Source organism: Phragmitibacter flavus, from assembly GCF_005780165.1.
In the GTDB taxonomy this organism is placed as follows: domain Bacteria; phylum Verrucomicrobiota; class Verrucomicrobiia; order Verrucomicrobiales; family Verrucomicrobiaceae; genus Phragmitibacter; species Phragmitibacter flavus.
In genome coordinates this window covers 1-22,299 of sequence record NZ_VAUV01000004.1, presented here as the reverse complement: position 1 = coordinate 22,299, position 22,299 = coordinate 1, and the positions used below count along the sequence as shown (strand labels likewise).

The window sequence follows — 22,299 nt, the reverse complement described above, 5'->3', positions numbered from 1 at the left end:
AAATACCCTCTCCTTTGAATAACGTTTGTCACTCCGCCGAAATTCCTCATTACTCCCTCGCTCTCAACCTCTCTCATGACCTTACGCATCAACAGACATAAACCCATGAAACACTCCGCGTTACTTATCCTCACTGCAGCGATCGTTGCCACTTCCGCCCAGGCGGGAAGCTACGGCGGTCCTGGCGGGTCGACGTCCGGCGCAGCCGAACGTGAAATGGCACGCCGCATGGCGCGTGTGCAGGAAGCGCAGGGCGCCATCGAACGTGGAGACAAGTTGATGGCTGATGGGGACTGTGAAGGTGCCCTTAACGAATTCAAAACCGCGCTGGATTTGCTTCCCGATGCTCCAATGACCGCTGAGTTGCGTGAGCAGGTCAATCATCGCTTTTGCGCTGCCGCCGTCTGCCTGGCCCGTGAACGTGCCGAAAATGGCCGTTATGCTGATGCCCGCGCGTTGCTGAACGAAGCCATTGCCCGTCATGAAGAGTGTGAAGATGCCAAAACCTTGCTTGAGCACCTTGATGATCCAGAGCGTTACGAGCCAGCGCTCACGCCTGAGCACGCCGCCAATGTCAGCGAAGTGACCCGTCTGTTGCAGATGGCCTACAGCTACATGAACCTTGGCGATTATGACAATGCCAACACCACCTTTCAAGGGGTGCTGCGTATCGATAAATACAACAGCGCCGCCCGTCGTGGCATGGAGCAGGTGGAATTGAAGCGTCAAAACTACTTTGACACCGCTCGCGACCAGCGTCGTGCCGCGATGTTGAACGATGTGAACAAGGCTTGGGAAGATCAGGTTCCCACGGCCATCATTCAGGATCCAGGTGACGCTTATGGCAGCACCATCGATGATTCCGCTTATTACAGTCAGAAAATGCGCAACATTATCTTCCCGAACGTGAACTTCTCGGGAGCCAGCATCGATGAAGCCATTGAATTCCTGCGCATCAAGAGCCGCGATTTTGATACTGAAGAGCGTGATCCCACCAAAAAAGGGGTGAACTTGATTCTCCGTCAGGGTGCCGCCCCTTCGACCGCAACGATCAGCCTCGACCTGAAGGAAGTTCCCATGGATGAAGCGCTTCGCTACATCACCGAACTGGCCAACATGAAATACAAGGTGGAGAAATTCGCCGTGGTGGTGGTCCCACTTTCTGAAGTTGGTGACGAACAGTATACCCGCACCTTCCTTGTTCCACCGGATTTCCTCAACAGCTCCGCTGGTGGAGACCCCGCTGCGGCAGCCCCCGCAGATCCATTTGCTCCAGCCGGAGGTGGCGGCGGCGCTGCCATCGCTGGACGAGGCACCGCCTTGGATGTGTTGACCGCCAGTGGCATCCAGTTCCCAGAGGGAGCCTCCGCCAACTTCGTGTCTTCGACCTCGCAGCTCATTGTTCGCAACACCCAGCCCAACCTTGATGCGATTGAAGCTTTTGTTGACAGCCTTCGCAAGAAGGTTCCCCAGCAGATCTACATCACCACCAAGTTTGTGGAAGTGACTCAGAAAAACACCGACGAGCTTGGTTTTGATTGGTTGCTTGGCCAGTTCAACATCGGCGGCTCCGCCCGCACCTTTGGTGGTGGCGGTGTGTCAGGGAACTCGGCCAATGGGTCCGTCAGCCAGACCGACTTTCCGTTTGCCAACGGTGGCACGGTGATTGGTCAAAACCCGGTAACAGCGGGCAACCGCAGCGGTTCGATCGCTCTTACTCCGGATTCGATCGATGGTTTGCTGCAGGCCCAAAGCGTTGCTTCCGCCATCGCCCCCGGCGTGTTCTCCCTTGCTGGTGTGTTCACTGACCCACAATTCCAGTTGGTCATCCGGGCGCTGAGCCAGAAAAAAGGGGTGGACTTGATGAGTGCGCCTAGTGTCACCTGCCGCTCCGGTCAGCGTGCGGTGATTGAAGTGATTCGCGAATTCATCTATCCAACCGAGTTCGATCCACCGCAAATTCCTCAGACCATTGGTGCGACCTCTGGTGTTGGTGGCGACATCCTTGGCGGTGGCAGTGCGGGCTCCTTCCCGGTCACTCCTACCACCCCAACCGCATTCGACATGCGTCCCGTGGGTGTGCGGATGGAAGTGGATCCTGTGCTCGGCCCAGATGGCTACACGATCGACCTCAACCTCGCTCCTGAAGTCACCGAATTCGAAGGATTCATCAACTACGGCAGTCCGATTCAGACAGGTGCATCTGATGCCCTTGGCAACCCTACCACCATCACTCTTACGGAAAACCGCATTGAGCAGCCCATCTTCTCCACCCGGAAAGTGACCACCTCCGTCACCATCTGGGACAACCAGACGGTCGCCATCGGCGGTCTGATCCGCGAAGACGTGCAAGATGTGGAAGACAAAGTGCCTCTTCTTGGTGACATCCCGATCCTTGGTCGTTTGTTCCAGTCGAAAGCTGAAGACCACTTCAAACGCAACTTGATGATCTTCGTTACCGCAAAACTGATCGATCCATCTGGCCAGCCAGTGTTCCGTCAGAAAGCTCCTGACACCACCGCTCCGATTGGACCTGCTCCAGTCTCCATGGACGGCGGTCCAGGACTTCTCCCTGCGGTGAATCCTTGATGCTGATTTTGGCCTCGGGCTTCTACAACCTTTAGACTTAACTGTGAAAGCGAATCCTGCGGGGTTCGCTTTCATTTTTTGTTTTGGCGGGGGCAGTTCGAAGTCTCGTTGTCGATTTAGTGGTTGCGCACAGTCCGGGCAGCGCCTTCTAGTAGCACGATGAAGACCTGGGTCATCACCGGAGGAGCCGCCTCAGGGAAATCGTCATTTTGTAAAATGCTGCAGTCGTTGCAGCCGGAAAAGATCGCCTTCTATTCGAGTGATGAGACCGTGCATGCTCTCTTCGAAGAATCGTCCGTAAAAAAGGAACTGGTGCAACTTTTCGGAGAAATGGTGGTGAACGCCACCAGTGGAAAAGTGGACCGGGTGGCCCTGCGTCAGAGGGTGTTCAATCATGCCGAGGACCGGAAGGTGCTGGAGAATCTGCTTCATCCGCTGGCATTTGAGCGGTTGACAGAGTTGCGGGAGAGGCTTTCTGGCGATGGAAAAACGCAACTTTTGATTGCGGAAATCCCGCTATTCTACGAGACTGGCAGGGAGTTTCCGGCTGATCTGGTCATTTTGGTGGCGGTCAGCCCCGCCGTGCAGCGACAGCGCATGATGGAAAAACGGGGGCTCACTTCCGTTGATGTGGAGCGCATCCTTGATGCGCAACTACCACTTGCCAGCAAGCTCGAACTAGCTGGCAGGGTTGTCTGGAACGAGGGCGATACCGACCTTCTGCTACGACAGGCTCAACTGATCCTTCATCAAGTTAATTCCCCGACATGCACATTGAATCCACTGGAACCGAGGCCGTGACGTCTGATACGTCGGCCACCGAACTCGTCCCTGACACCACGGCAAACATCAACGACCAACTCGATCCGGCCACTGTCTCCAATACTGGCGCAAGCCCGGGAGAAAATGAAGTGGCTGAACCTCTGTCCGAAAACAGATCAGCTGAAATTGGCAACGATGCGGCGGCGGCGGTTGCCCCCGAAATGGGGGAACCTGAACCGAAGGTTAAACCGCCATTTCCTGAGATGTCATCGGTAAATGAGCTGCAGACTCGTTCGTTGGGTTCACTACAGGTGCTGGCAGCGGAACTTGGCTGGCGGGTCAATGGCAGTCGCACCAAACATCAACTGATCTGCGAGCTGCTTTCGTGGATGCTTCAACATGGCACCAGCATTGAGGCCGAGGGATTTGTCGAGTTGCAGCAGGACACTTTCGGGCTTTTGCGTTATCCGGCCTACAATTTCACCCCGCTGCCGGAAGATGTGTTCATCCCGGTGTTTGCCATCAAAAAATTTCAGATCCGTGCGGGTCAGAAGGTGAAAGTGACGCTGAAAACGCCGCGCGAGAAGGAGAAGTTTTTAGCGATGGATCGTATCCTGGAAATTGAAGGGGTGCCTGCCGATGATTGGCAGCCAACGGCCGATTTCGAAAAATTGACGGCGACGTTTCCCTCGCAGCGGTTGATTCTCGAAACTCCCAAGGAGGCTTCGGTGAGTTCCCGTGTGATGGATCTGGTCGCCCCGCTCGGCAAAGGCCAGCGTGCGTTGATCGTGGCCTCGCCGCGCAGTGGCAAGACCATGTTGTTGAAAGATGTGGCACGCTCCATCATCACCAATCACAAGGAGGTGAATCTCATCATCCTGTTGTTGGATGAAAGGCCTGAGGAGGTGACAGATTTTGAAGACACCGTGGCCACGGAGATTTACAGTTCCACCTTTGACGAGAGTCCGAAGCGCCATTCGCAGGTTGCTGAGCTTGTTCTCGAAAGGGCCAAGCGGCTGGTGGAAATGGGCAAGGATGTGGTGATCTTGCTCGATAGCATCACCCGTTTGTCACGGGGATACAATGCGCTTCAGGGCGGCAAGGGTCGCACGATGTCCGGCGGGATGGACTCAAAAGCGTTGATGAAGCCGAAGAAATTTTTTGGGGCAGCGCGCAAGGTGGATGAGGGCGGCAGTTTGACGATTGTGGCAACGGCTTTGGTGGATACCGAGAGCCGGATGGACGAATTAATTTTTGAAGAGTTCAAGGGCACGGGCAACATGGAGGTGAGCCTTGATCGTGAGATCGCAGAGCGTCGCATCTATCCTGCGATCCATGTTTTGAAGTCAGGCACCCGTCGCGATGATCTGCTTTATCATCCTGAAGAAATGAAACGGGTGGCGGTGATCCGCAAGCAACTGGCCAGTGTGCCCGCTTACGAAGCCATCGAATTTTTGCTGAAGAACATCGAGCGCAGCGGAAGCAATGCCGAACTGTTGCTCTCGGGATTGCGTTGAATTCATGAATGAGGTTGAGCCTGCCATTTTTCCATCGTGAGCGAAAAAGACTTTAGTTGGATCAGCACGGACGCCGAACTGCGCGAGTTTTGCGATGCGGCGTCTCCGCCGGACGGAACGGTGATTCCGGCCTTCATCGATACTGAGGCGGACAGTCTGCATCATTACCAGGAGAAGCTGTGTTTGTTTCAGCTGGCCATTGGCAACCGGTTTGCCTTGATCGATCCCCTGGCGATTGCCGACATGAGACCGCTGCTGTCGTTGCTGGAGAAGTGCGATCTTTGGTTGCACGGGGCGGACTATGATTTGACCTTGTTGAAACGATCCTACGAGTGGACCCCCCCAAGATTTTTTGACACCCAAATTGCATCCCGACTGGCCGGGCATCGGGCTTTTGGTCTGGCGGCATTGGTGCTGCATTACACAGGAGTGACGCTGTGCAAAAGTTCGCAGAAGGAAGATTGGAGTCAGCGACCGCTGTCGGAAAAAATGCAGGCTTACGCAGTCGACGATGTTCGGTATCTCCCAGAGTTGTCATCGCGATTGATGGACGAACTCCGCGCGGCGGGAAGGGTGGAATGGTTTGAAGAAAGTTGCGAAACGCTTCGTTCGGACGTGCTGGCGCGGCAGGTGCGAGATCGCGAGGAGGCCTGGCGCATTTCAGGGGCTGGCAAATTTCGACCTGCGGGACTCGCCTTGCTCCGCGAAATGTGGCGCTGGCGTGAGGGCATGGCAAGCGAGCGCGATGTGCCGCCGTTCCGTATTTTGAACAACCAGCAGATGCTCACCATGGCGGCTGACTGGGAGCAGCAGGGGAGGGTCAACATCCCCAATCGCTGGCGTGGTCGCTGGCGCACTTCGTTCGAGGAAATATTGAACGGGGTAAAAAACAGCGATCCACAAACCTGGCCGGAGCGTCCCAAGAAATTGCAACGGCGTTGCACGGATGAAGAGCGCACCCGCATTGACAATCTGTGCAGGGCACGCGATGCGAAGGCCAATGCGCTGGGACTTGAACCTTCGTTGTTGGGTTCGCGTGCGGTGATGGAGGATCTGGTGTTGAACCAGGCTTCGCCGCAGGAGCGATTGATGCGCTGGCAGATTGAAGTGCTTGGCGATGCGCTGGAGCTGGTTCAGCCAACCCGGCAGGCGGCTTGAGCCAGTCTCGACCTGATATTGAAACAAACAAAAAAGCTGCTGGTTCGACCAGCAGCTTGAAAATTGTTCGTTGAATGCCATGCGATGATCAATCGCAGTGGTGATGATGTGAGCTTCTGAAGACGTATCCGAACCCAGGTAGCCAGACCATGAATCCGCCATGGCAACGATAGCTTGGACCGCGGCTTGGGTAGTGGTGGCGGTGATGGGAGCTGTGGCCGTAGTCATGGCCACGATAGTGGCTGCGATGGTGATCGCGGTGATGATGATGTCCACGATCATGGTCATGATGGCGGTCGCGACGATGATGGTCGCGGGCTTCGAGCGGCGAGGTGGCGGCGACAAAAAGCAGGGCGAGGATGGCAAGGATGTATTTCATATGGATTGGCGGTTGAATTCTTTGATTGGCGGCTGAAGGCCAGTTGGCCGCAGCTGTTTTCTTCGACGAAGCCCCTTGCGGCTTATTCAAGAATTTTTTTGGGAGCCAGTTTCAGGAGGTCAACTCCACTCGCGCAACCGTTCAGGGAATGGGCATTCGGAGCACGCCGAATGATCTTCAAGGCAAAAGTCTTCATACAATTGCAGAAGGCCTTGTTGTTGATGCAGACGTTTTTGGAAAGCTGCGGATCGGGGGTCGTTGCCGAACAGCCGCAGGGCGGCACGACGCACTTTGTGATTGTCGAGTGCGGCGCTGAGTTGCAGGTATTCGTCCCCGAGTTCGGGTTGATCAGGAATCAACAAGGGGTAAACGAGATTGGCGAGGATTTCGCGGATTCGCGTTTTTCCAAGCAATGCCATAGGTCTGACAATGGGCTTGGAAAGCAGGGTGTAGTGGTGGCTCCAGTAGGGATGATCGAGTGATGCAAGGGCATCGCAAAATTTTTTCAGATCCCATTCACGGTTTCGGAGCGGTGCAGTGATGGGCCTCCAAGAGCCGAGGATGCTGACGAGCGCGCCCAGCCGCCGTTGAGGATGGTTGCCTGGTCGCGAGGAGGTGTTTTGCCATGGCGGCAGGGTGGCAGGTTCCAACCAGGTGAGAAAGGCGTGGCGGCGTTTCCACCATTCCGACCATAACGTTTTCAGATAGAGGCGGGTGTCAGGGCTGGTGTCCTCGTCCTTGATGGGTTCGAGGTGACCGGCCACTCCAAACAACAGGGATTCTCGTTCATTCCTTGGTTTCTTGAGCAAAAGTTTGAGCGGGAGTCGCTGGGCGAGGATGGTGAAAGCACGTTGATTCGGACGATAGCCGAGAATGGCGGCGAGAGTTTGATAGATGGCCTGATCCCGACCATGAATGGCGATGAGAGTTTGGAGCCGTGCGGATTTTCTCTCCAGTCGATGTTCGGCTGCGGCTTCGATCAGACTGTGAATCTTGGCGTCCTGCATGGAGGCGAGCGGTGTAAAACATCGTCCGAGATGCGCTTCGGCCTGTCGTCGGGGAACCGCATTGGCCGCGAGCATTTCAGGTTGAAGATGGACCTGCACGATCTCGCGATGCTCGCTGTTGCGCGTGTAAAACCTCGCCAAGGGAGTTTGCGTGAACAGGTGGAGGACGACGTGGTTGTAATCGGCATTGGACCCATGGCCGTGACGTTCCCAATCGCGTGCATCGGGATCGAGTTCAATGGCACCACGCCATGTTTTGTCGCCGATCTGGACGCAGGTTTGAATAAAGTCAGGTCCGGCAGAGTGGTTCCAGATGCCGAAGTCGCGGATGGTGACCTGCTGGCCGCAGGTGGTGAGAAACGAATGGCCGAACTCGCCCGAAAACCACAAGCTTTGAAGGTCGAGTTCAGAGAAGGCACCTGGCCATGAAGGGGAGGTAGGTTCTGCAAGTCCACCGAAGACGGCGTCGAGAAATTGGGTGTATCGTGCCGCAAGGGGGTATGGCATGGATACCATCATAGCGAAGAGCAAAAGAAGCTCAAGCAATCTTGTGCGCCTGAACAGGTGACAGCCGGATTGGCTGTCAGGGGCGATTTCATCGGAACTTACTCATTATGAAACTCTTCATGCTTTTGGCTGTCATCGGAACCACGCTCTTGACGAGTGGTTGTTATCATCATCTTCCCCACCGTGGTCATGGGCCTGGTCATGGTTATGGCCGTGATCATGATCGCGACCGCAGTCATTCCCGGTATGACCGAAATGATCATCGTCGTGGTGATCATGACCGTGGTCATGGTTCTGGTCATAGCCAGCGTCGTGATCGCAAATGGCATTGATCAGGGACGGCAGTCTTGGGCCAACGGATGAGTTCATTGAAATTTCATCTGTTTGGTCACGGGCATGCGTAACCTGACAAATTAGGCTGGCAAACTCGTGTTCGACACGCCATGTTTGCCCATTCATTATCCCATGTCCGCTCCCTTTCTTGCCCAGTCGTTTCACGTTCGATGGTCCACTTTAAATCCTGCCTGCATCGAGTCGGATATTTCCGCTTCGCTTCTGAGGGCAGAGCAGGCCATTGATGCCCTGATCAGTCAGGATCGCGGGAGGCTGACATTTGAACGGGTGATGCTGGCGTATGAGGACGCTTTGAAAGAATTGAACGAAGCTTGGGGATTGGTGACGCATCTTGATGCGGTTTGCAACTCGCCGGAAATTCGTGAGGCACACAACAAAATGCTTCCGTTGGTGAGTTCATTTTTTGCAAAGATTCCGCTGAATGAGCACTTGTGGGATCTGCTTTTGACCTATAGCAAAACCGATCAGGCGCGTGATTTGACGGGGGTGCGACGTCGTTGTGTGGATGAAGCGCTAGCCTATTTCCGTCAACACGGCGCGGAACTGCCAGTGGCAAAAAAGCAGCGGCTTGAAGAGATTGAGGCCGAGCTGTCACAGGCGACGCAGAAATATTCCGAGAATGTGTTGGATTCGACCAATGCTTGGGAATTGATCATTGATGATCCTGCAAAACTTGCAGGGCTGCCAGCGAGTGCGGTGGATGCCGCCCGGGCGGATGCAGCGGCGAAGGGTTTGGGAACGGAGGAGCAGCCGGTGTATCGCTTCACATTGAAGGCACCTTCGCTAATTCCGGTGATGGAGCATCTCGAGGATGCGGCGATCCGCAAGCAGGTGTGGGAAGGCAGCGGAACGATTGGACGCGGGGGAAACTATGACAACACGGCTTTGATCTGGCAGATTTTAAAGCTTCGGAATGAGAAGGCGCAATTGTTGGGCAAAAAGAATTTTGCTGATTACGTGCTGGAACGACGCATGGCAAAGTCGGGGCAGAATGCTTTGGATTTTACGCACAACCTGCATGCCAAGGTGAGCGAAGCGTTTCGTCGGGAAGTAATCGCGTTGCAGGAGTATGTGGCGGACAAGGAAGGGGCGGCGGTGCGATTGCTGGAGCCTTGGGAGGTGGCTTACTGGAGTGAAAAAAGGCGTCGTGAGCTGTATGATTTTGATGAGGAGCAGTTGCGTCCGTATTTCCCGGTGGATGGGGTGCTGAGTGGGATGTTTCGGATCGCTGAGCGTTTGTTTGATATTCGCATCAAGGAACGTCAGACCGTTTGTATCGATGGTGCTGATGCTGATGCTCCTGAAGGTGATGGAAGCGGCGTCAGTGCCCAAGACGGCGGCGTGGTGGAAACCTGGCATCCCGAAGTGAAATTTTATGAAATGCGCAACGCGGAGGGCGTGCATGTGGGCAGTTTTTATGCGGACTGGCACCCTCGTGACAGCAAACGCGGTGGAGCGTGGATGAATTATTTGAAGGGGGGCGCGCCTCCGTCGGGTGATCGGGATCGGCAGCCGCATCTGGGTTTGATTTGTGGGAACATGACGCCGCCGGTGGATGGCAAGGTGGCGCTTCTGACGCACGACGAGGTGTGCACGATTTTCCACGAGTTCGGTCATTTGCTGCACCAGTTGTTGGGCAATGTGGAGATCCCCAGTTTGAACGGTGTGAATGTCGCATGGGATTTTGTGGAACTGCCGAGCCAGCTGATGGAGAACTTTTGTTGGGAGCGTGAGAGCCTGGACTTTTTTGCCAAACATCACGAAACGGGCTCGCCGATTCCGGATGGGTTGTTCAAAAAAATGACGGCGGCGCGCAACTACATGGGCGCGGTGGCGATCATGAGGCAGTTGAGCTTCGGCAAGCTGGATCTGGAACTGCACATGCATCATGCAACGGACGAGAACACCGATCTGGATCAGCTCGCACGCAAGATTCTGGCAGACTACATGTTTCCGACCGGAACCGAGGCTCCTACGATGGCGCGGCGGTTCAGCCATTTGTTCTCGAATCCGACAGGTTACGCGGCCAGCTACTACAGCTACAAATGGGCTGAGGTGCTTGATGCGGATGCGTTTACGCGATTCCAGGAGGAGGGCGTGTTGAATCCAGAGGTGGGGCGTGCATTGCGCGACAGCATCCTCAGTCGTGGCAACAGTGATGATCCAGCCAAGCTGTTTCATGATTTCATGGGTCGCGATCCAGATCCGAATGCGCTTCTTGCCCGGGCGGGATTGCTGACACCGTTGCTGGCTTGAAGAACGGATGGCTAATCCTTGGTCAATGCGTAAATGCTTGGCAACCTGCTGGCATGGCGTATGCGTATCTTTGCAAGGAGGTCCAATTGCGACAGTAGGGCGATGGGTCTTGCCTCCGCAGCGCGGCGCATGCACGCAGTTGCCGATTTGATGGTTCACTCTATATTTCCGCTCATGAACACATTTCCCCGGGTGATCTTGGCTATGGTCATCTTCAGCTTGTCGATGGCCTTCGATATGAGGGCTCAAGTGCGGGACGAGCCGGTGAACCCCGCGATATTGGAGCAGATGGCGGAACGGGGAAACCCCGATGCGCAATTTGAGCTGGGCATTCGCCTGTTGGGGGGAGAGGGTCTGGAAAAGGATGAGAAGAAGGCGGCGGAGTGGTTGCAGAAAGGGGCGGCCCAGCAGCATTTGCCTTCGATGAATGCGTTGGGAACGCTTTATGAAACCGGGGCGGGTTTGGCCAAGGATGAGAAGAAGGCCTATGAGTGGTATTTGAGGGCGGCTGAGTATGGTTATCCGCTGGCGCAGCAGAATGTGTCGGAATGTTTTGAGCGGGGTCGTGGAGTGGCGCAGGATTCGAAAGAGGCGTCCAAGTGGCTGGCCCGCGCGGCTCATCAGGATTTTGCTCCTGCGCAGGCGCTATATGGTTGGAAGCTGGAAACGGGGACGGGGATTGAGAAAGACACGAAGGAGGCGGCGAACTGGTATTTGAAGTCGGCCCAAGGTGGTCTGGTGCGTGCGATGACTCGTCTGGCTTACATGTATTACATCGGGAAAGGGGTGCCGTTGGACTACCGAAGGGCGGAGGCCTGGTATCGGCGGGCGGCGCGTTCGGATGATCCCATGGCCCGCAATGACCTGGCGTGGTTCCTTTCGGTTTGTCCCGATGACAATTTTCATGACGGCGACAGTGCGGTGGATTTTGCACGCAGTTCTCTGGCAGATTTGAAGGAGGAGGATTACCAGGTGATTGATACCCTGGCCGCCGCACTGGCGCGCAGTGGCAACTATGGCGAGGCGGTGCAGACCCAGACCAAGGCGATTTTGGCTTTTGAAAAAGAGAAGACCAGCAACAAGGAGATGTCGCCTGAAGACGTGGCGAAGCTGGAGCAGGAATTGAGTGAGCGTCTGAAGACCTATCGCGGACAGCAACCGTTCACTGAGGAGGAACCGAAATTTGAAGCGGGCACGAAACCGTTGATGGACGATCGGATACTCGAGGAAGAGCACATGCCGCGTCGTAAGAAACGCAATGTTAGTCCAGGGAATGACATTGAAATTTCCTGAGGGCTGATCGGGTTTTCCATTCAACTGCGTCTTGACATCGGAGTCGCTGCAAGCTGGACTGGGGCTGATGAAAACATGCACCCGTTTCCTTTCGTTTTTTGCGGCGGCCGTTCTGGCGGCTGGCGGTCTTTTTGCAGCCAATCAGATTCCCGAGGAGGTGAAGCAAGGAGGCTTTGCGGTCGGGCCGCAGGCTTATTCGTTCAACAAGTTCACGGCGTTTGAGGCGGTGGAGAAGGCGGCGGAGGCGGGGGCGAAGGTGATTGAGTTTTATCCAGGACAAAAGCTGAGCGTGGAGAAGCCGGACAAAAAGTTGCATCACACCATGAGCGACGAAGATTTCGCGGAGCTTCAGGCAAAGCTGACCAAACACGGCGTGAAAGCGGTCAACTACGGGGTGGTGGGCGGCAAGGATGAAGCGGAGTGGAAGCAAATTTTTGAGTTTGCGAAGAAGCTGGGGCTTTATGCGGTGACGACGGAAGACGTGAAGAATGTCGATATCATCGAAAAGATGGTGAAGGAGTATGACATCAAGGCGGGGTATCATCAGCATGCCAAACGTTTGGACCGGGCCTATCAATTGTGGGATCCCAATTTCGTGTTGAGCCTGGTGAAGGATCGTGATCCGCGTTTGGGTGCCTGTGGCGATACCGGACATTGGGCGACGAGTGGATTGGTGCCTTTGGACTGCTTGAAAATTTTGAAAGGTCGGATCATCAGCACCCACTTGAAGGATCGCACGGAGATCGGCAGACAGGCGAAGGATCAGATTTATGGCGAGGGGATTTGCGATGTGCCTGCGATGCTTGCGGAACTGAAGGCACAGGGTTTTGATGGCAACGTGTCGGTCGAGTATGAAAACAAGTGGGAGGACAATGTCGGCGACATTAAGAAGTGCATCGAGTTCGTGAAGGCCTGGGGAGAGAAGAACCAGTAGGTGTAGGGAGGTGACACAGGCTTGCAGCCTGTGGGTGGGGCAGGTTTGCAACCTGCCCGGTGTGGGGGCTTATTTGGGCGGAGGACTTTCTGAAAGCACAGACTGGAAGTCTGTGTTACGGCTCCGAGCCGAACCTTCCAGTCGCACAGGCGAAATGCCTGTCGCACCCACAGGCTGCAAGCCTGTGTCACGGTTGAAAGCGGCGCAGGCGTTGCTGGACGTCGTCCTTGAGGCGGTCGATGTAGGCGGTGGTGTAGGTTTCGGGATCGAGGGTGTCGTCCTGGATCAGCGGGGTGAGATCCATGGCGTAGGTGAGGGCGTTGGTGTTGTCGGTGGTGTGGGAGTCGAAGTAAGTGGCGTTGGCGCGACGCAGGCCTTCTTCGGCAAGGTCGTAACGTTTGCCGCCACTGATTTGGGAATCGAAAACGGCGAGCAGGGCACCGATGAGATGAGGGTATTGATCGACCCACAGCATCTCTTTGTCCTGGGCGAGCAGCCAGTCGAGTTTGCGCCAGACTTCGCAGCCGTAGACTTTTTGCGGACGCGCTTGTTTGGGAAGCTGGCGAAGGGCTTCAAGACAACGCAGGAAGGTGGCGACGTGAGTGTCGTGTCGGTCGGCGGGATTGTGAAGATAGACGAAGCGGGGCTGGCAGAGTTGGAGGATTTTGAGGAGGTCGGAGGAGACGTCGTCGTGGCGGGTGTGTTTGACGTCTTCGCTGGGATACCCCAGTTGAACCATGACGCTGTATTCTCCAACGAAGGCGGCTTTGCGCTGTTCCTGTTTGCGAACGTCCTGCATTTCTTCATCGGTGTAATGGCTGTAGGCACCTTTGCGGGGACTGCCCGAGCCGTTGGTGACGACGACACCGCCGAACCATTGGTCGTTGCGGCGGAAACATTCGGTGATGCCGTGGTAGGCGGCGATTTCGAGGTCGTCCTGATGGCTGACGATGCCGAGGTGGGTGACGCGGGCGAAGGCTTGGGCGGGGTCGCATTGATCGGGGACGAAAAGGTCGGCGTGGGAATGGCGGAAGAGCATGAAAAAGAAAGGCTAAAGGATAAGGGCTAAAGGATAGATAAAATGCGTCAGGGGAGTTGGAGGATACGCATGATTTCGGCGAGGGCTTCGGGGGTTTTGTAGGCACCGTGGTCACCGGGGACAATGACTTCGGAATCGACGCCTTCGAGGTGACTACTGGTGTAGGGGACGACGCCATCGCTGCTTTTCTCAAGGGGGCCTTTGCGGCCGCGATTGCCGATGATGCTGTGGCGGCGAACCCAAGGGGCGGTTTCAAGTTCGTTGAGAGAATGGAGGAGGGGATCGTTTGGGGAGAGGTTGTGGATGCTGCTGAGGCTCAGGCTTTCGACGGTTTGAAGGGCTTCTTCAGTGAGGGCATCGGCATCCAATGCGATGAGGTCAGCGGTAACGCTGAGGAGGGTTTCGGGAAGGCGGATGAGCCGTTGGATGAGCCGGGCAGGGAAGCTGGTGGCGAGGGTGCTGCCGCGATGGGGAACGGCGACATAGATGATGCGTTTGACGTCGGGCCGGGCTTTCCACTGGAAGCTGTCGACGAGCAATTGGCGGTTTTTGGCATCGAGACGCAGCTCTTCGGTGCTGATGGTGAAGGCGCGTTTCCAGAGTTTGTCGTCGGTGGTGGTGATGAGCGTTTTGCTGAGCAGTCCGCCCATGCTGTGGGCAATGACCACGCTGTGGCGCATGGCGGGATCATGCTGACTGGGGTTGAGGTCGCGGCGGAGCTGATTGAGGTTGCGACGGAAAACTTCGGCTGAGAGGAGGACGGGGTTGCCGGTGGGGTAGTGGTAGAACCAGATCTGATATCGGGCGCGGATTTTTGGGTCGGCGATGAGGTCGTTGGCGACGTTGCGCCAGGCGCTCTGGTTGGAGAGGAGGCCGTGGACGAGGATGAGCGGGGTTTTCTGGGGATCGTAGGGTTGAGTGAGAAGGAAGCCGGCTTTGAGGTTGGGGTTGTCGGAACGAAGGAGGCCGATGAGGCCAAGTCGACGCATGCGACCGGGATCGCCAAGAGCATTGCTGAGGGGGGCAGTGAAGTCGGCGGCGAGCGGCTGGCCTGAAACTTTCAGAGTTTTTCCTGGATCGTAGAAGGTGAGTTTGGCCTGATGGGGTTGGGGGAAATCGAGGACGGCGGTGACGGCGCGTTCGATGCCTTCTTCGGGATGGTATTGGGCCAGAGGGTCGTCCTCGGCGAAGGTGCGAATTCCTATGAGTGGCGTTCCAATGCCGTCGCGGGTGTAACGGGTGTTCATGCCGCTGACGCTGCTGGTGTCGGCGGGTCGATAGTGTTGGAAATAATAGGGATGGGCGGTTTTGTGCGGGCCGGAGTCGACTTCAAGCTTGAAGCTGCCGGTGGGGGCGGAGGGATTTTCGCGCCACAGTTCGGCGACTTTGGCGGTGGCGCGTCGGAGGGCTTCGTCGTCGTTGCGGCGATCGGCATGAGCGGCGCGTTTGAGCCACTGGGCGAGTGCGGCCTGCTGTCGATGGGATGGGCGGTCGGCTTTTTCCGTGGTCGACTGACAGGCGGTCGACAGGAAAAGGGCAAAAAGGAGAAAGGGGAGCGTGGAGCGCATCGCAGGGAATGGGATGATTGAAAGGCAGATGGGCAGGTTTGGCAACTGTGGTGGAGGCTTGATTCGGAGGGAGATTGGAGGTATGGATGGGGAATGTCCGATGCGGCCCCAGTCACGACTCAAATTGAGCGCCCAGTTTTGACCCCTCCCAATGGGGCGAAAAAGGTGCTGCTGCATTCCTGTTGTGCGCCGTGTTCGGGGGAGGTGATGGAGGCGATCCATGCATCCGGGGTGGAGATGACGATCTATTTTTACAATCCGAACATCCATCCGCGGCAGGAGTATGATTTACGCAAACAGGAGAATATCCGCTTTGCCGAGAAGCACGGGATCGAGTTTGTGGATGCGGATTATGATTCCGACAACTGGTTCAAGCGGGCCAAAGGGATGGAGTGGGAGCCGGAGAAGGGGGCGCGTTGCACGATGTGTTTTGACATGCGGTTTGAGCGCACGGCGTTGTATGCGCATGAGCATGGGTTTCCGGTGATCACCAGTTGCCTGGGAATTTCGCGTTGGAAAAACATGGCGCAGATCAATGGCTGCGGGGAGCGGGCGGCGGCGAAGTATGAGGGGGTCAGCTACTGGACCTTCAACTGGCGCAAAGGCGGCGGCGCGGCGAGGATGTTGGAGATTTCCAAACGCGAGCAGTTTTACATGCAGGAGTATTGCGGGTGCATTTTCTCCCTGCGCGACAGCAATCAATGGCGGGTGAAGAATGGCCGGCCAAAGATTGTGATCGGCGAGAAGTATTACGGCGTGGATGATGCCGGTGGGGCGGCTTGCTGAGGTGGGGTGAGAAGCGACGGACCAGCGAGAGAGTTTACGAGGGGTGGGAAAGAGTTTGTGGAGGGTGCGCAAAGGCTCTCGCTGGGTGCTTGAAATCGTGATGCCAAATCCGTTTTTATTGTGGGAAGCTGGACGAGGCCGCATTAGAAATGTCTTCAAATGTGGATGGGACAGGACAATGTTAACCTTCATAACCATGGATTGGCGTGCTATGGGGTAACATGATGACTTGCAATCTTCCCAATCTGTTTCGCATGTCCGCTGAAACGGACGGCAGGCGCTTTGCATACGCGAGTGGTTACACGCCGTTACCCGACCGAAAGACATTTATCCCCGAGATCGCGCGGGAAAGGCATGAAGAATTCACTCGAATCAGTGGCTTCAAGCCGGGGATACATATTGGAGACTTTGGGAGTAAGTGGCCCGACTTTTTGATGAATGGAGGGGGCTATGTGAGCCAGTTTGTTAGTGAGCGAGTCATTTCGGCGCTGGAGAGAGAAGGTGTTGAGATTCTCGATATTACCGAATTTCCGATTGAGAGCATTGCGGGCTGCAGGGCCAAGCTTGCCGACGCACCTCGTTATTTTGTGTTAGAGGCGCCGCCAGAATTGGTTCCGGACTGGAGAGCCATGAACGTTCCCATCAATGTTGACGGGAAACCGATCCTCCGGCCATATCCCAAGCCATGGCCACCAAGACCGTTTATTTATCGCAAGGATACCTGGAGCGGACGTGACCTTGTTTCAGAGCATCCGCGAACGATGGTTTGTGGCACGACCAAGCTTTTTGTGAGCGACCGAATTCGTCAAATGGCCGAGAAGGAAAAGTGGAGCAACGTAATGTTTGAAGGAATCGGCTTCCATAGCAATCCGAACCTATAAAATGGCTTGTTAGCATTACGGATTGGATCGGGTTGAAGATGGGGCGGAGATTTGCCAAACAATTTCGCTTGGTATGGAGCGACTTAAGTCGTCTGTTACGGTTGAGAGTTACAGGCCGGAGAGGTTGAGGTATTTGCTTTCTAAATATTCTTCGATGCCTTCGTGTGAACCTTCGCGACCAATGCCGGATTGTTTGATGCCGCCAAAGGGGGCGGTTTCGGTGGAGATGATGCCGGTGTTGATGCCGACCATGCCGCATTCGAGGGCTTCGGCGGTGCGCCAGATGCGGCCGATGTCGCGACTGTAGAAATAGGCGGCAAGGCCGTATTCGGTGTCGTTGGCCATGGCGATGACTTCGGCTTCGTTTTGAAAACGGAAGAGGGGGGCGACGGGGCCGAAGATTTCGTCCTGCGCGAGTTGCATGTCGGAGGTGGCTTCGGTGAGCAGGGTGGGTTCGAAGAAGGTGCCGCCTTTGGCATGGCGACGGCCGCCGACGGCAATCGTGGCTCCTTTGGAAGTAGCGTCGGCGAGGAGGGATTCGACTTTTTCTACAGCCTCGATGTTGATGAGGGGGCCTTGGGTGATGTCGGGTTCGAAGCCGTCGCCGACTTTCAGTTCAGCGATTTTGGCGGCGAGTAGGTGGGTGAATTTTTCGTAGATGGTGTCGTGGATGAAGATGCGGTTGGCGCACACGCAGGTCTGGCCGGTGTTGCGGAATTTTGATTGGATGACGCCCTCGGCAGCGGCTTCGAGGTCGGCATCATCAAAAACAATAAAGGGGGCGTTGCCGCCGAGTTCGAGCGAAACTTTTTTTATGGTGTTGGCACAGTCGCGCATGAGGGCGGCGCCGGTTTTGGTGGAGCCGGTGAAGGTGAGTTTTCGGACGAGTTGGCTGGAGGTGAAGGCTTTGCCGATCTCAGAAGAGTCGCCGGTGATGACGGAGAGGACGCCGTCGGGAACACCAGCCTCTTCGGCGAGCACGGCAAGAGCGAGCGCGGAGAGCGGAGTTTGGCTGGCGGGTTTGACGACCATGGTGCATCCGGCGGCGAGGGCGGCACCGGCTTTGCGGGTGATCATGGCAGCGGGGAAGTTCCACGGGGTGATGGCGGCGCAGACACCGACGGGTTGTTTGATGGTGATGAGTCGGCTGCCTTTGCTTTTGGAGGGGATGGTGTCGCCGTAGGTGCGTTTGGCCTGTTCGGCGAACCATTCGATGAAGGAGGCGGCGTAGGTGATTTCGGTCTTGGATTCAGCGAGGGGTTTGCCTTGTTCGGCGGTCATGATGCTGGCGAGATCATCCTGGTGCCCGATGATGAGGTTGAACCAGCGGCGCAGGATGGTGGCGCGATCTTGAGCCGGAGTGTCGCGCCAGGATGGGAGGGCGCGGTAGGCGGCTTCGATGGCGCGGTTGGCTTCGGCTTTTTCCATGGAGGGAACATGACCGATGAGCGATTGGGTAGAGGGATTGGTGACGGCGATGGTCGAGCCTGAGTCGGACTGCTGCCATGAGCCGTCGATGTAGCATTCGGAACGGAGAAGATGAGGGGCGTGGAGTTTTTTCATGGGAACCATTAAGAAAACGTTGGGAAGGGAGGGTTTGCGCGGGGTTGATCGCGAGGGGAGAATGCTTTGCGAGGGATGGGTTGCGCTTGGAGGGTGGGGGGGTAGGTTGGCATCATCCCATGGGAGATTCTTCGAAGCATAGACCGACTGGCAATTCAGGACTCAGGGGTCGGCGAGTTGTGTCGTGGCTGTGGCTGGCGTTGGGGGCGGTGGTGTTGGGATTGTGCGTGATGCCTTTGCCTGGAGACTGGCGTGAAGGGGGGAAGGCTTTGTGGTTGAATGTGTTGCACTGGCCGGTGGCGGCGGGAGTGGCGCTGGGCTGGTTAAGCTGGCAGCGCCGAAAGGTGAGTTGGGGAAGTCTGATGGAGGCGGTGTTGCTGGTGGCGGTGGCAGGGGCGGGGGCGGAGATGTTGCAGTTGTTTACGGGGAGAACCTTTGATGGTCACGATGTGTTCGTCAATGGATTGGGGGCGTTGGGCGGAGCGTTGACTTATGCGAGGCGAAGTTGGGGCGGCTGGGTGTTGCCTTTGGCGCTGATGACCTCGGTTCCGGCCTGGTGGCCATTGGTGGAGCGGGTTCAATTGGAGACGGCTCAACGGGAGTTATTGCCGGTGATAGGTTCGCAGGGTGGGCAGGGGCCGGTGGGTCTGTGGCAGCGCGAGGTGGATGGGGTGGTTCGGGGAGATGGCGATGATTTGGTGCTGGAGTTGGTTGCAGGAAAGTGGTCGAGTTTGCGCCGACCGGGATTTGGTGGGGACTGGTCTGACTATGCCGGGATCGAAGCGGAGTATGAGTGGATGGGGAAGGGTGATGCGGCGGTGAAGATGGGTTTGCGCATTGATGGCAGGAATGGTGGGCGCATCAACGGAGAGGTGGAATTGCAGCCAGGGACAAATCGATTGATGATGAGGTTTGCTGAAAATGATGAGGCGGTTTTGAATGAGGTGGAGCAGTTGGTGTGCTTCTTTCGGCCGGGTGAGAATGAAGGGCGGATCAGGATTGGGGAGATGCGGCTTTGGCGTGAAAAGGAGATGGGGCAACCGCAATAAATGCTACAGGATTGTATGATTCTATGGTTGCGTAATGGAGGGCGAGTGTTTAACGGCTGTGGAGAAATTTTCGACGAGTGTAGTGGATCATGAAAGTAAGTGTTTTTGGCCTTGGATATGTGGGAGCTGTCACGTCGGCGTGCCTTGCTGAGGCGGGTCACGAAGTGATCGGAGTGGATGTGCAAAAGGAAAAGATCGAGGCGTTCAATCTGGGACGTTCGCCGATAGTGGAGCCGGGATTGGATCAATTGCTTGCCAAGGCGGTCAGGGATGGGGCTTTGCGGGCGACGACCGATGCGGTGGCGGCAGTGGCGGAGACGCAGGTGTCGATTGTTTGTGTGGGGACGCCTTCATTGCCTTCGGGAGAGTTGAATCTGGATTATGTGCGTCATGTCTCCGGGCAGATCGCTGAAGCGTTGAAGACGAGCGGCAAGGAGCATGTGTTGATTTTTCGCAGCACGATGTTGCCTGGGAGCACGGGGTTGATGGTGGCGGAGTTTTTTGAGGAACTGCGCTTGAGCGGGCGCGTGAAGATTTATTATTGCCCGGAGTTTTTGCGTGAGGGGACGGCGGTTCAGGATTTCCGTGATCCGTCATTGGCGGTGATCGGGACGTTTGATGGCCTTGCGCCAGCGGATGGCGTGGCCCGACAATTGCTGGGCGGCAAACCGGCGGCGTTGAGATGGCGGGCGGCGGAGATGATCAAGTATGCGTGCAATTATTTCCATGCGGTGAAGGTGGGGTTTGCGAATGAAATTGGCCGGCTTTGCAAGCAGTTGGGTGAGGACGGGCAGACCGTGATGGAGGTGGTGTGTGCGGACACGAAGCTGAACATCTCGAAGTATTACATGCGACCGGGGACGCCTTTTGGCGGGTCGTGCCTGCCGAAGGATGTGAGCGCGCTGAATGCTTTTGCGGATGGGATTGGGGTGGAACTGCCTTTGCTTGGTCATACTCTGGCGACCAACCGGGCGCATCTGGAGGCATTGGTGAAGTTGATTCTTGGAAAGGGGAAAACGCGGATCGGATTGTTGGGTCTGGCGTTCAAGGCGGATACGGACGATTTGCGTGGCAGTCCGATGGTGGCGGTGGCGGAGGCATTGCTGGCGAACGGGTGCGAGTTGAGCATCTATGATCCACAGCTCAATTTGGCCAGGTTGATCGGTGCCAATGCGAGTGAGATTCAAAGGAGGATGCCGCATTTAACGGAGCTGATGTGCGAGAGTCCGCGTGAGGTGTTGTCGCGTTGCGATGTAATTGTGGCATCCCAGCGATGCGCGCGCACGGATGAACTGGCCTCGGCCGCGAGGGCGGATCAGCATGTGGTGGATGTGAACGGATGGAATGAGCTAAAGCTCCTTCCGTGGCAGTATGAGGGTGCTTGTTGGTAAGCCTTTATTGATTCAGTGATTGTTTGTTATGACCCCCTATCAGATTCAACAGCAGGTATTGGTATCTCGTCCCCAACAATGGCTCGTTACCGGAGGAGCCGGTTTTATTGGTTCACATGTGGTGGAAAAGTTGTTGGATGTTGGCCAACGGGTGAGAGTTTTTGATGATTTTTCAACGGGGAAAGAGGCGAATTTGAAATCGGATGCGGAGTTGGTTTCGGGGGACATTCGGGACAGGCAGCAGGTGGCGTCGGCGATGGCGGGGGTGGAGCGGGTGATTCATCTCGCGGCCATGGGCAGTGTGCCTTTGTCGTTGGACAAGCCGGCTTTGTGTCATGACATCAATGCCACGGGAACGCTCAATGTGTTTCTTGCAGCGAAAGAGGCGGGGGTTGTCCAGGTAAGTTATGCGAGCAGCAGTGCGGTCTATGGCGATGATTCGCTGGATTTCAAAAAGGAGGAGAGCATTGGTCGTTGTTTGAGTCCCTACGCCGCCAGCAAGCGGATGAACGAGATCGATGCGCAGGTGCTGTCGAATTGCTATGGCATGAAGGTGGTGGGACTGAGGTTTTTTAACGTGTTTGGTCCGCGTCAGGATCCCAATGGTGCTTATGCGGCGGTGATTCCCCAATGGGTGGACGCGATGAAGGCGGGGCGTGAGGTGTTCATCAACGGGGATGGAGGGAACACGCGGGATTTTTGTTTCGTCCGCGATGTGGCACAGGCATTGTTGCTGGCGGCGTTGATTGACGATGAACGGGCTTTTGGATCAGTTTTTAATGTGGGCTTGGGCAATGCGACCAGTTTGATTGAGTTGTTTGCGGTGTTGAAGTCGCTGGTTGAGGAGCAGACGGGCAAAGTGGTCAAGGAGGTGATCCATCGCGATTTCCGCGCGGGAGACATCCGGCATTCATGTGCGGATGTCGCCAGGGCGCGTGACGTGCTGGGATTTACTCCCGAACACGCGCTGCGAGAAGGTCTTCAGGAAACGGTGGCGTCGTTTTGAGGAACGGCGCAAGTTTTTGGAGTGCGGGGCTCTGCACCGCTTTTTTTGCGCGGCGGAACTGGGTGGATCGATTGGCAGAGAGGCGTGTTGTCGGGGGCACAGTGACAATCCAAAGCGCCGCAGAGCGGCGCACTCCGTTCGCATATGAAAACATGAAACCAACCAGTGAAAGTCCAGGTCTTCGAGGTCGATGCTCCTTGATGGTAGTCGAGTGTAACTGCACGGCTGCGAAGTCGTGTGGAGAGAAATACGAGACGAAA

General features: G+C 56.1%; 18 protein-coding genes. 14 read left to right on the top strand and 4 right to left on the bottom strand.

Annotated elements, in window-relative coordinates; translation table 11 throughout:
* Positions 1-105 precede the first annotated feature (105 nt).
* The 5 genes from FEM03_RS05350 to FEM03_RS24690 all read left to right on the top strand — a co-directional run bounded on the left by FEM03_RS05350 (position 106) and on the right by FEM03_RS24690 (position 6,441).
* Positions 106-2,589: an Amuc_1098 family type IV pilus outer membrane protein gene (locus FEM03_RS05350; protein ID WP_138085167.1), complete on the top strand. Its 2,484-nt coding sequence runs from the start codon at positions 106-108 to the stop codon at positions 2,587-2,589.
* Positions 2,590-2,748: 159 nt separating this feature from the next.
* The gene (coaE, locus tag FEM03_RS05345) at positions 2,749-3,390 is read left to right on the top strand and encodes a dephospho-CoA kinase (RefSeq protein ID WP_138085166.1); all 642 of its coding nucleotides are present in this window, start codon (positions 2,749-2,751) and stop codon (positions 3,388-3,390) included.
* Entirely contained in the window at positions 3,357-4,868 is a 1,512-nt protein-coding gene (gene rho, locus FEM03_RS05340; protein ID WP_138085165.1) for a transcription termination factor Rho, read from the top strand. The genes coaE and rho overlap by 34 nt, the downstream gene beginning before the upstream one ends.
* A 36-nt stretch (positions 4,869-4,904) precedes the next feature.
* On the top strand, positions 4,905-6,026 hold the full coding sequence (locus FEM03_RS05335) for a ribonuclease D (protein WP_138085164.1): 1,122 nt from the start codon (positions 4,905-4,907) through the stop codon (positions 6,024-6,026).
* 160 nt (positions 6,027-6,186) lie between these two features.
* Positions 6,187-6,441 carry a hypothetical protein gene (locus tag FEM03_RS24690; protein ID WP_138085163.1) on the top strand — a complete coding sequence of 85 codons (255 nt, stop codon included), beginning with the start codon at positions 6,187-6,189 and terminating at the stop codon, positions 6,439-6,441.
* An 83-nt stretch (positions 6,442-6,524) separates the two neighbouring features.
* Here the strand turns inward: FEM03_RS24690 and FEM03_RS05325 are convergent, their stop codons facing one another.
* Positions 6,525-7,919, bottom strand: a complete 1,395-nt coding sequence (locus FEM03_RS05325) for a DUF2851 family protein (RefSeq protein WP_166442642.1) — start codon at positions 7,917-7,919, stop codon at positions 6,525-6,527.
* Between the two features lie 156 nt (positions 7,920-8,075).
* Here FEM03_RS05325 and FEM03_RS05320 point away from each other — a divergent pair, with 156 nt between their 5' ends.
* From FEM03_RS05320 to FEM03_RS05305, 4 genes are all read left to right on the top strand, one after another.
* Positions 8,076-8,282: a hypothetical protein gene (locus tag FEM03_RS05320; RefSeq protein ID WP_138085161.1), complete on the top strand. Its 207-nt coding sequence runs from the start codon at positions 8,076-8,078 to the stop codon at positions 8,280-8,282.
* Between the two features lie 102 nt (positions 8,283-8,384).
* A complete protein-coding gene (locus tag FEM03_RS05315; protein ID WP_138085160.1) occupies positions 8,385-10,529 on the top strand; it encodes a M3 family metallopeptidase in 2,145 nt (714 codons plus the stop codon).
* Between the two features lie 174 nt (positions 10,530-10,703).
* Positions 10,704-11,822: a tetratricopeptide repeat protein gene (locus FEM03_RS05310; protein ID WP_166442641.1), complete on the top strand. Its 1,119-nt coding sequence runs from the start codon at positions 10,704-10,706 to the stop codon at positions 11,820-11,822.
* Positions 11,823-11,889: 67 nt separating this feature from the next.
* Complete coding sequence (locus FEM03_RS05305) at positions 11,890-12,756, top strand: sugar phosphate isomerase/epimerase family protein (RefSeq protein ID WP_138085158.1); 867 nt, start codon at positions 11,890-11,892, stop codon at positions 12,754-12,756.
* A 187-nt stretch (positions 12,757-12,943) separates the two neighbouring features.
* Here FEM03_RS05305 and FEM03_RS05300 read toward each other — a convergent pair whose 3' ends face one another.
* On the bottom strand, positions 12,944-13,795 hold the full coding sequence (locus FEM03_RS05300) for a PIG-L deacetylase family protein (protein ID WP_138085157.1): 852 nt from the start codon (positions 13,793-13,795) through the stop codon (positions 12,944-12,946).
* A gap of 47 nt (positions 13,796-13,842) precedes the next feature.
* Positions 13,843-15,363, bottom strand: coding sequence for an esterase/lipase family protein (locus FEM03_RS05295; protein WP_138085156.1), 1,521 nt, complete (start codon positions 15,361-15,363; stop codon positions 13,843-13,845).
* Positions 15,364-15,456: 93 nt separating this feature from the next.
* Here FEM03_RS05295 and FEM03_RS05290 point away from each other — a divergent pair, with 93 nt between their 5' ends.
* Both FEM03_RS05290 and FEM03_RS05285 read left to right on the top strand, forming a co-directional pair.
* Positions 15,457-16,149, top strand: coding sequence for an epoxyqueuosine reductase QueH (locus FEM03_RS05290; protein WP_138085155.1), 693 nt, complete (start codon positions 15,457-15,459; stop codon positions 16,147-16,149).
* A gap of 254 nt (positions 16,150-16,403) precedes the next feature.
* Positions 16,404-17,030: a hypothetical protein gene (locus FEM03_RS05285; protein WP_138085154.1), complete on the top strand. Its 627-nt coding sequence runs from the start codon at positions 16,404-16,406 to the stop codon at positions 17,028-17,030.
* A 108-nt stretch (positions 17,031-17,138) separates the two neighbouring features.
* Here the strand turns inward: FEM03_RS05285 and FEM03_RS05280 are convergent, their stop codons facing one another.
* Positions 17,139-18,593: an NAD-dependent succinate-semialdehyde dehydrogenase gene (locus FEM03_RS05280; RefSeq protein WP_138085153.1), complete on the bottom strand. Its 1,455-nt coding sequence runs from the start codon at positions 18,591-18,593 to the stop codon at positions 17,139-17,141.
* A gap of 179 nt (positions 18,594-18,772) precedes the next feature.
* Here FEM03_RS05280 and FEM03_RS05275 point away from each other — a divergent pair, with 179 nt between their 5' ends.
* From FEM03_RS05275 to FEM03_RS05265, 3 genes are all read left to right on the top strand, one after another.
* Entirely contained in the window at positions 18,773-19,642 is an 870-nt protein-coding gene (locus FEM03_RS05275; RefSeq protein WP_166442640.1) for a VanZ family protein, read from the top strand.
* A gap of 89 nt (positions 19,643-19,731) precedes the next feature.
* Positions 19,732-21,033, top strand: a complete 1,302-nt coding sequence (locus tag FEM03_RS05270) for a nucleotide sugar dehydrogenase (RefSeq protein WP_138085151.1) — start codon at positions 19,732-19,734, stop codon at positions 21,031-21,033.
* A gap of 28 nt (positions 21,034-21,061) precedes the next feature.
* A complete protein-coding gene (locus FEM03_RS05265) occupies positions 21,062-22,039 on the top strand; it encodes an NAD-dependent epimerase/dehydratase family protein (protein ID WP_138085150.1) in 978 nt (325 codons plus the stop codon).
* Positions 22,040-22,299 lie beyond the last annotated feature (260 nt).

Excerpts from the sequence above, each read along its gene's own strand:
- FEM03_RS05290 (WP_138085155.1), top strand. The coding sequence starts at position 15,457 with ATGTCCGATGCGGCCCCAGTCACGACTCAAATTGAGCGCCCAGTTTTG.
- FEM03_RS05270 (WP_138085151.1), top strand. The coding sequence starts at position 19,732 with ATGAAAGTAAGTGTTTTTGGCCTTGGATATGTGGGAGCTGTCACGTCG.
- FEM03_RS05350 (WP_138085167.1), top strand. The coding sequence starts at position 106 with ATGAAACACTCCGCGTTACTTATCCTCACTGCAGCGATCGTTGCCACT.
- FEM03_RS05280 (WP_138085153.1), bottom strand. The coding sequence starts at position 18,593 with ATGAAAAAACTCCACGCCCCTCATCTTCTCCGTTCCGAATGCTACATC.
- FEM03_RS05310 (WP_166442641.1), top strand. The coding sequence starts at position 10,704 with ATGAACACATTTCCCCGGGTGATCTTGGCTATGGTCATCTTCAGCTTG.
- rho (WP_138085165.1), top strand. The coding sequence starts at position 3,357 with ATGCACATTGAATCCACTGGAACCGAGGCCGTGACGTCTGATACGTCG.
- FEM03_RS05265 (WP_138085150.1), top strand. The coding sequence starts at position 21,062 with ATGACCCCCTATCAGATTCAACAGCAGGTATTGGTATCTCGTCCCCAA.
- FEM03_RS05315 (WP_138085160.1), top strand. The coding sequence starts at position 8,385 with ATGTCCGCTCCCTTTCTTGCCCAGTCGTTTCACGTTCGATGGTCCACT.
- FEM03_RS05305 (WP_138085158.1), top strand. The coding sequence starts at position 11,890 with ATGAAAACATGCACCCGTTTCCTTTCGTTTTTTGCGGCGGCCGTTCTG.
- FEM03_RS05300 (WP_138085157.1), bottom strand. The coding sequence starts at position 13,795 with ATGCTCTTCCGCCATTCCCACGCCGACCTTTTCGTCCCCGATCAATGC.
- FEM03_RS05295 (WP_138085156.1), bottom strand. The coding sequence starts at position 15,363 with ATGCGCTCCACGCTCCCCTTTCTCCTTTTTGCCCTTTTCCTGTCGACC.
- FEM03_RS05285 (WP_138085154.1), top strand. The coding sequence starts at position 16,404 with ATGTCCGCTGAAACGGACGGCAGGCGCTTTGCATACGCGAGTGGTTAC.
- coaE (WP_138085166.1), top strand. The coding sequence starts at position 2,749 with ATGAAGACCTGGGTCATCACCGGAGGAGCCGCCTCAGGGAAATCGTCA.
- FEM03_RS05325 (WP_166442642.1), bottom strand. The coding sequence starts at position 7,919 with ATGCCATACCCCCTTGCGGCACGATACACCCAATTTCTCGACGCCGTC.
- FEM03_RS24690 (WP_138085163.1), top strand. The coding sequence starts at position 6,187 with ATGGCAACGATAGCTTGGACCGCGGCTTGGGTAGTGGTGGCGGTGATG.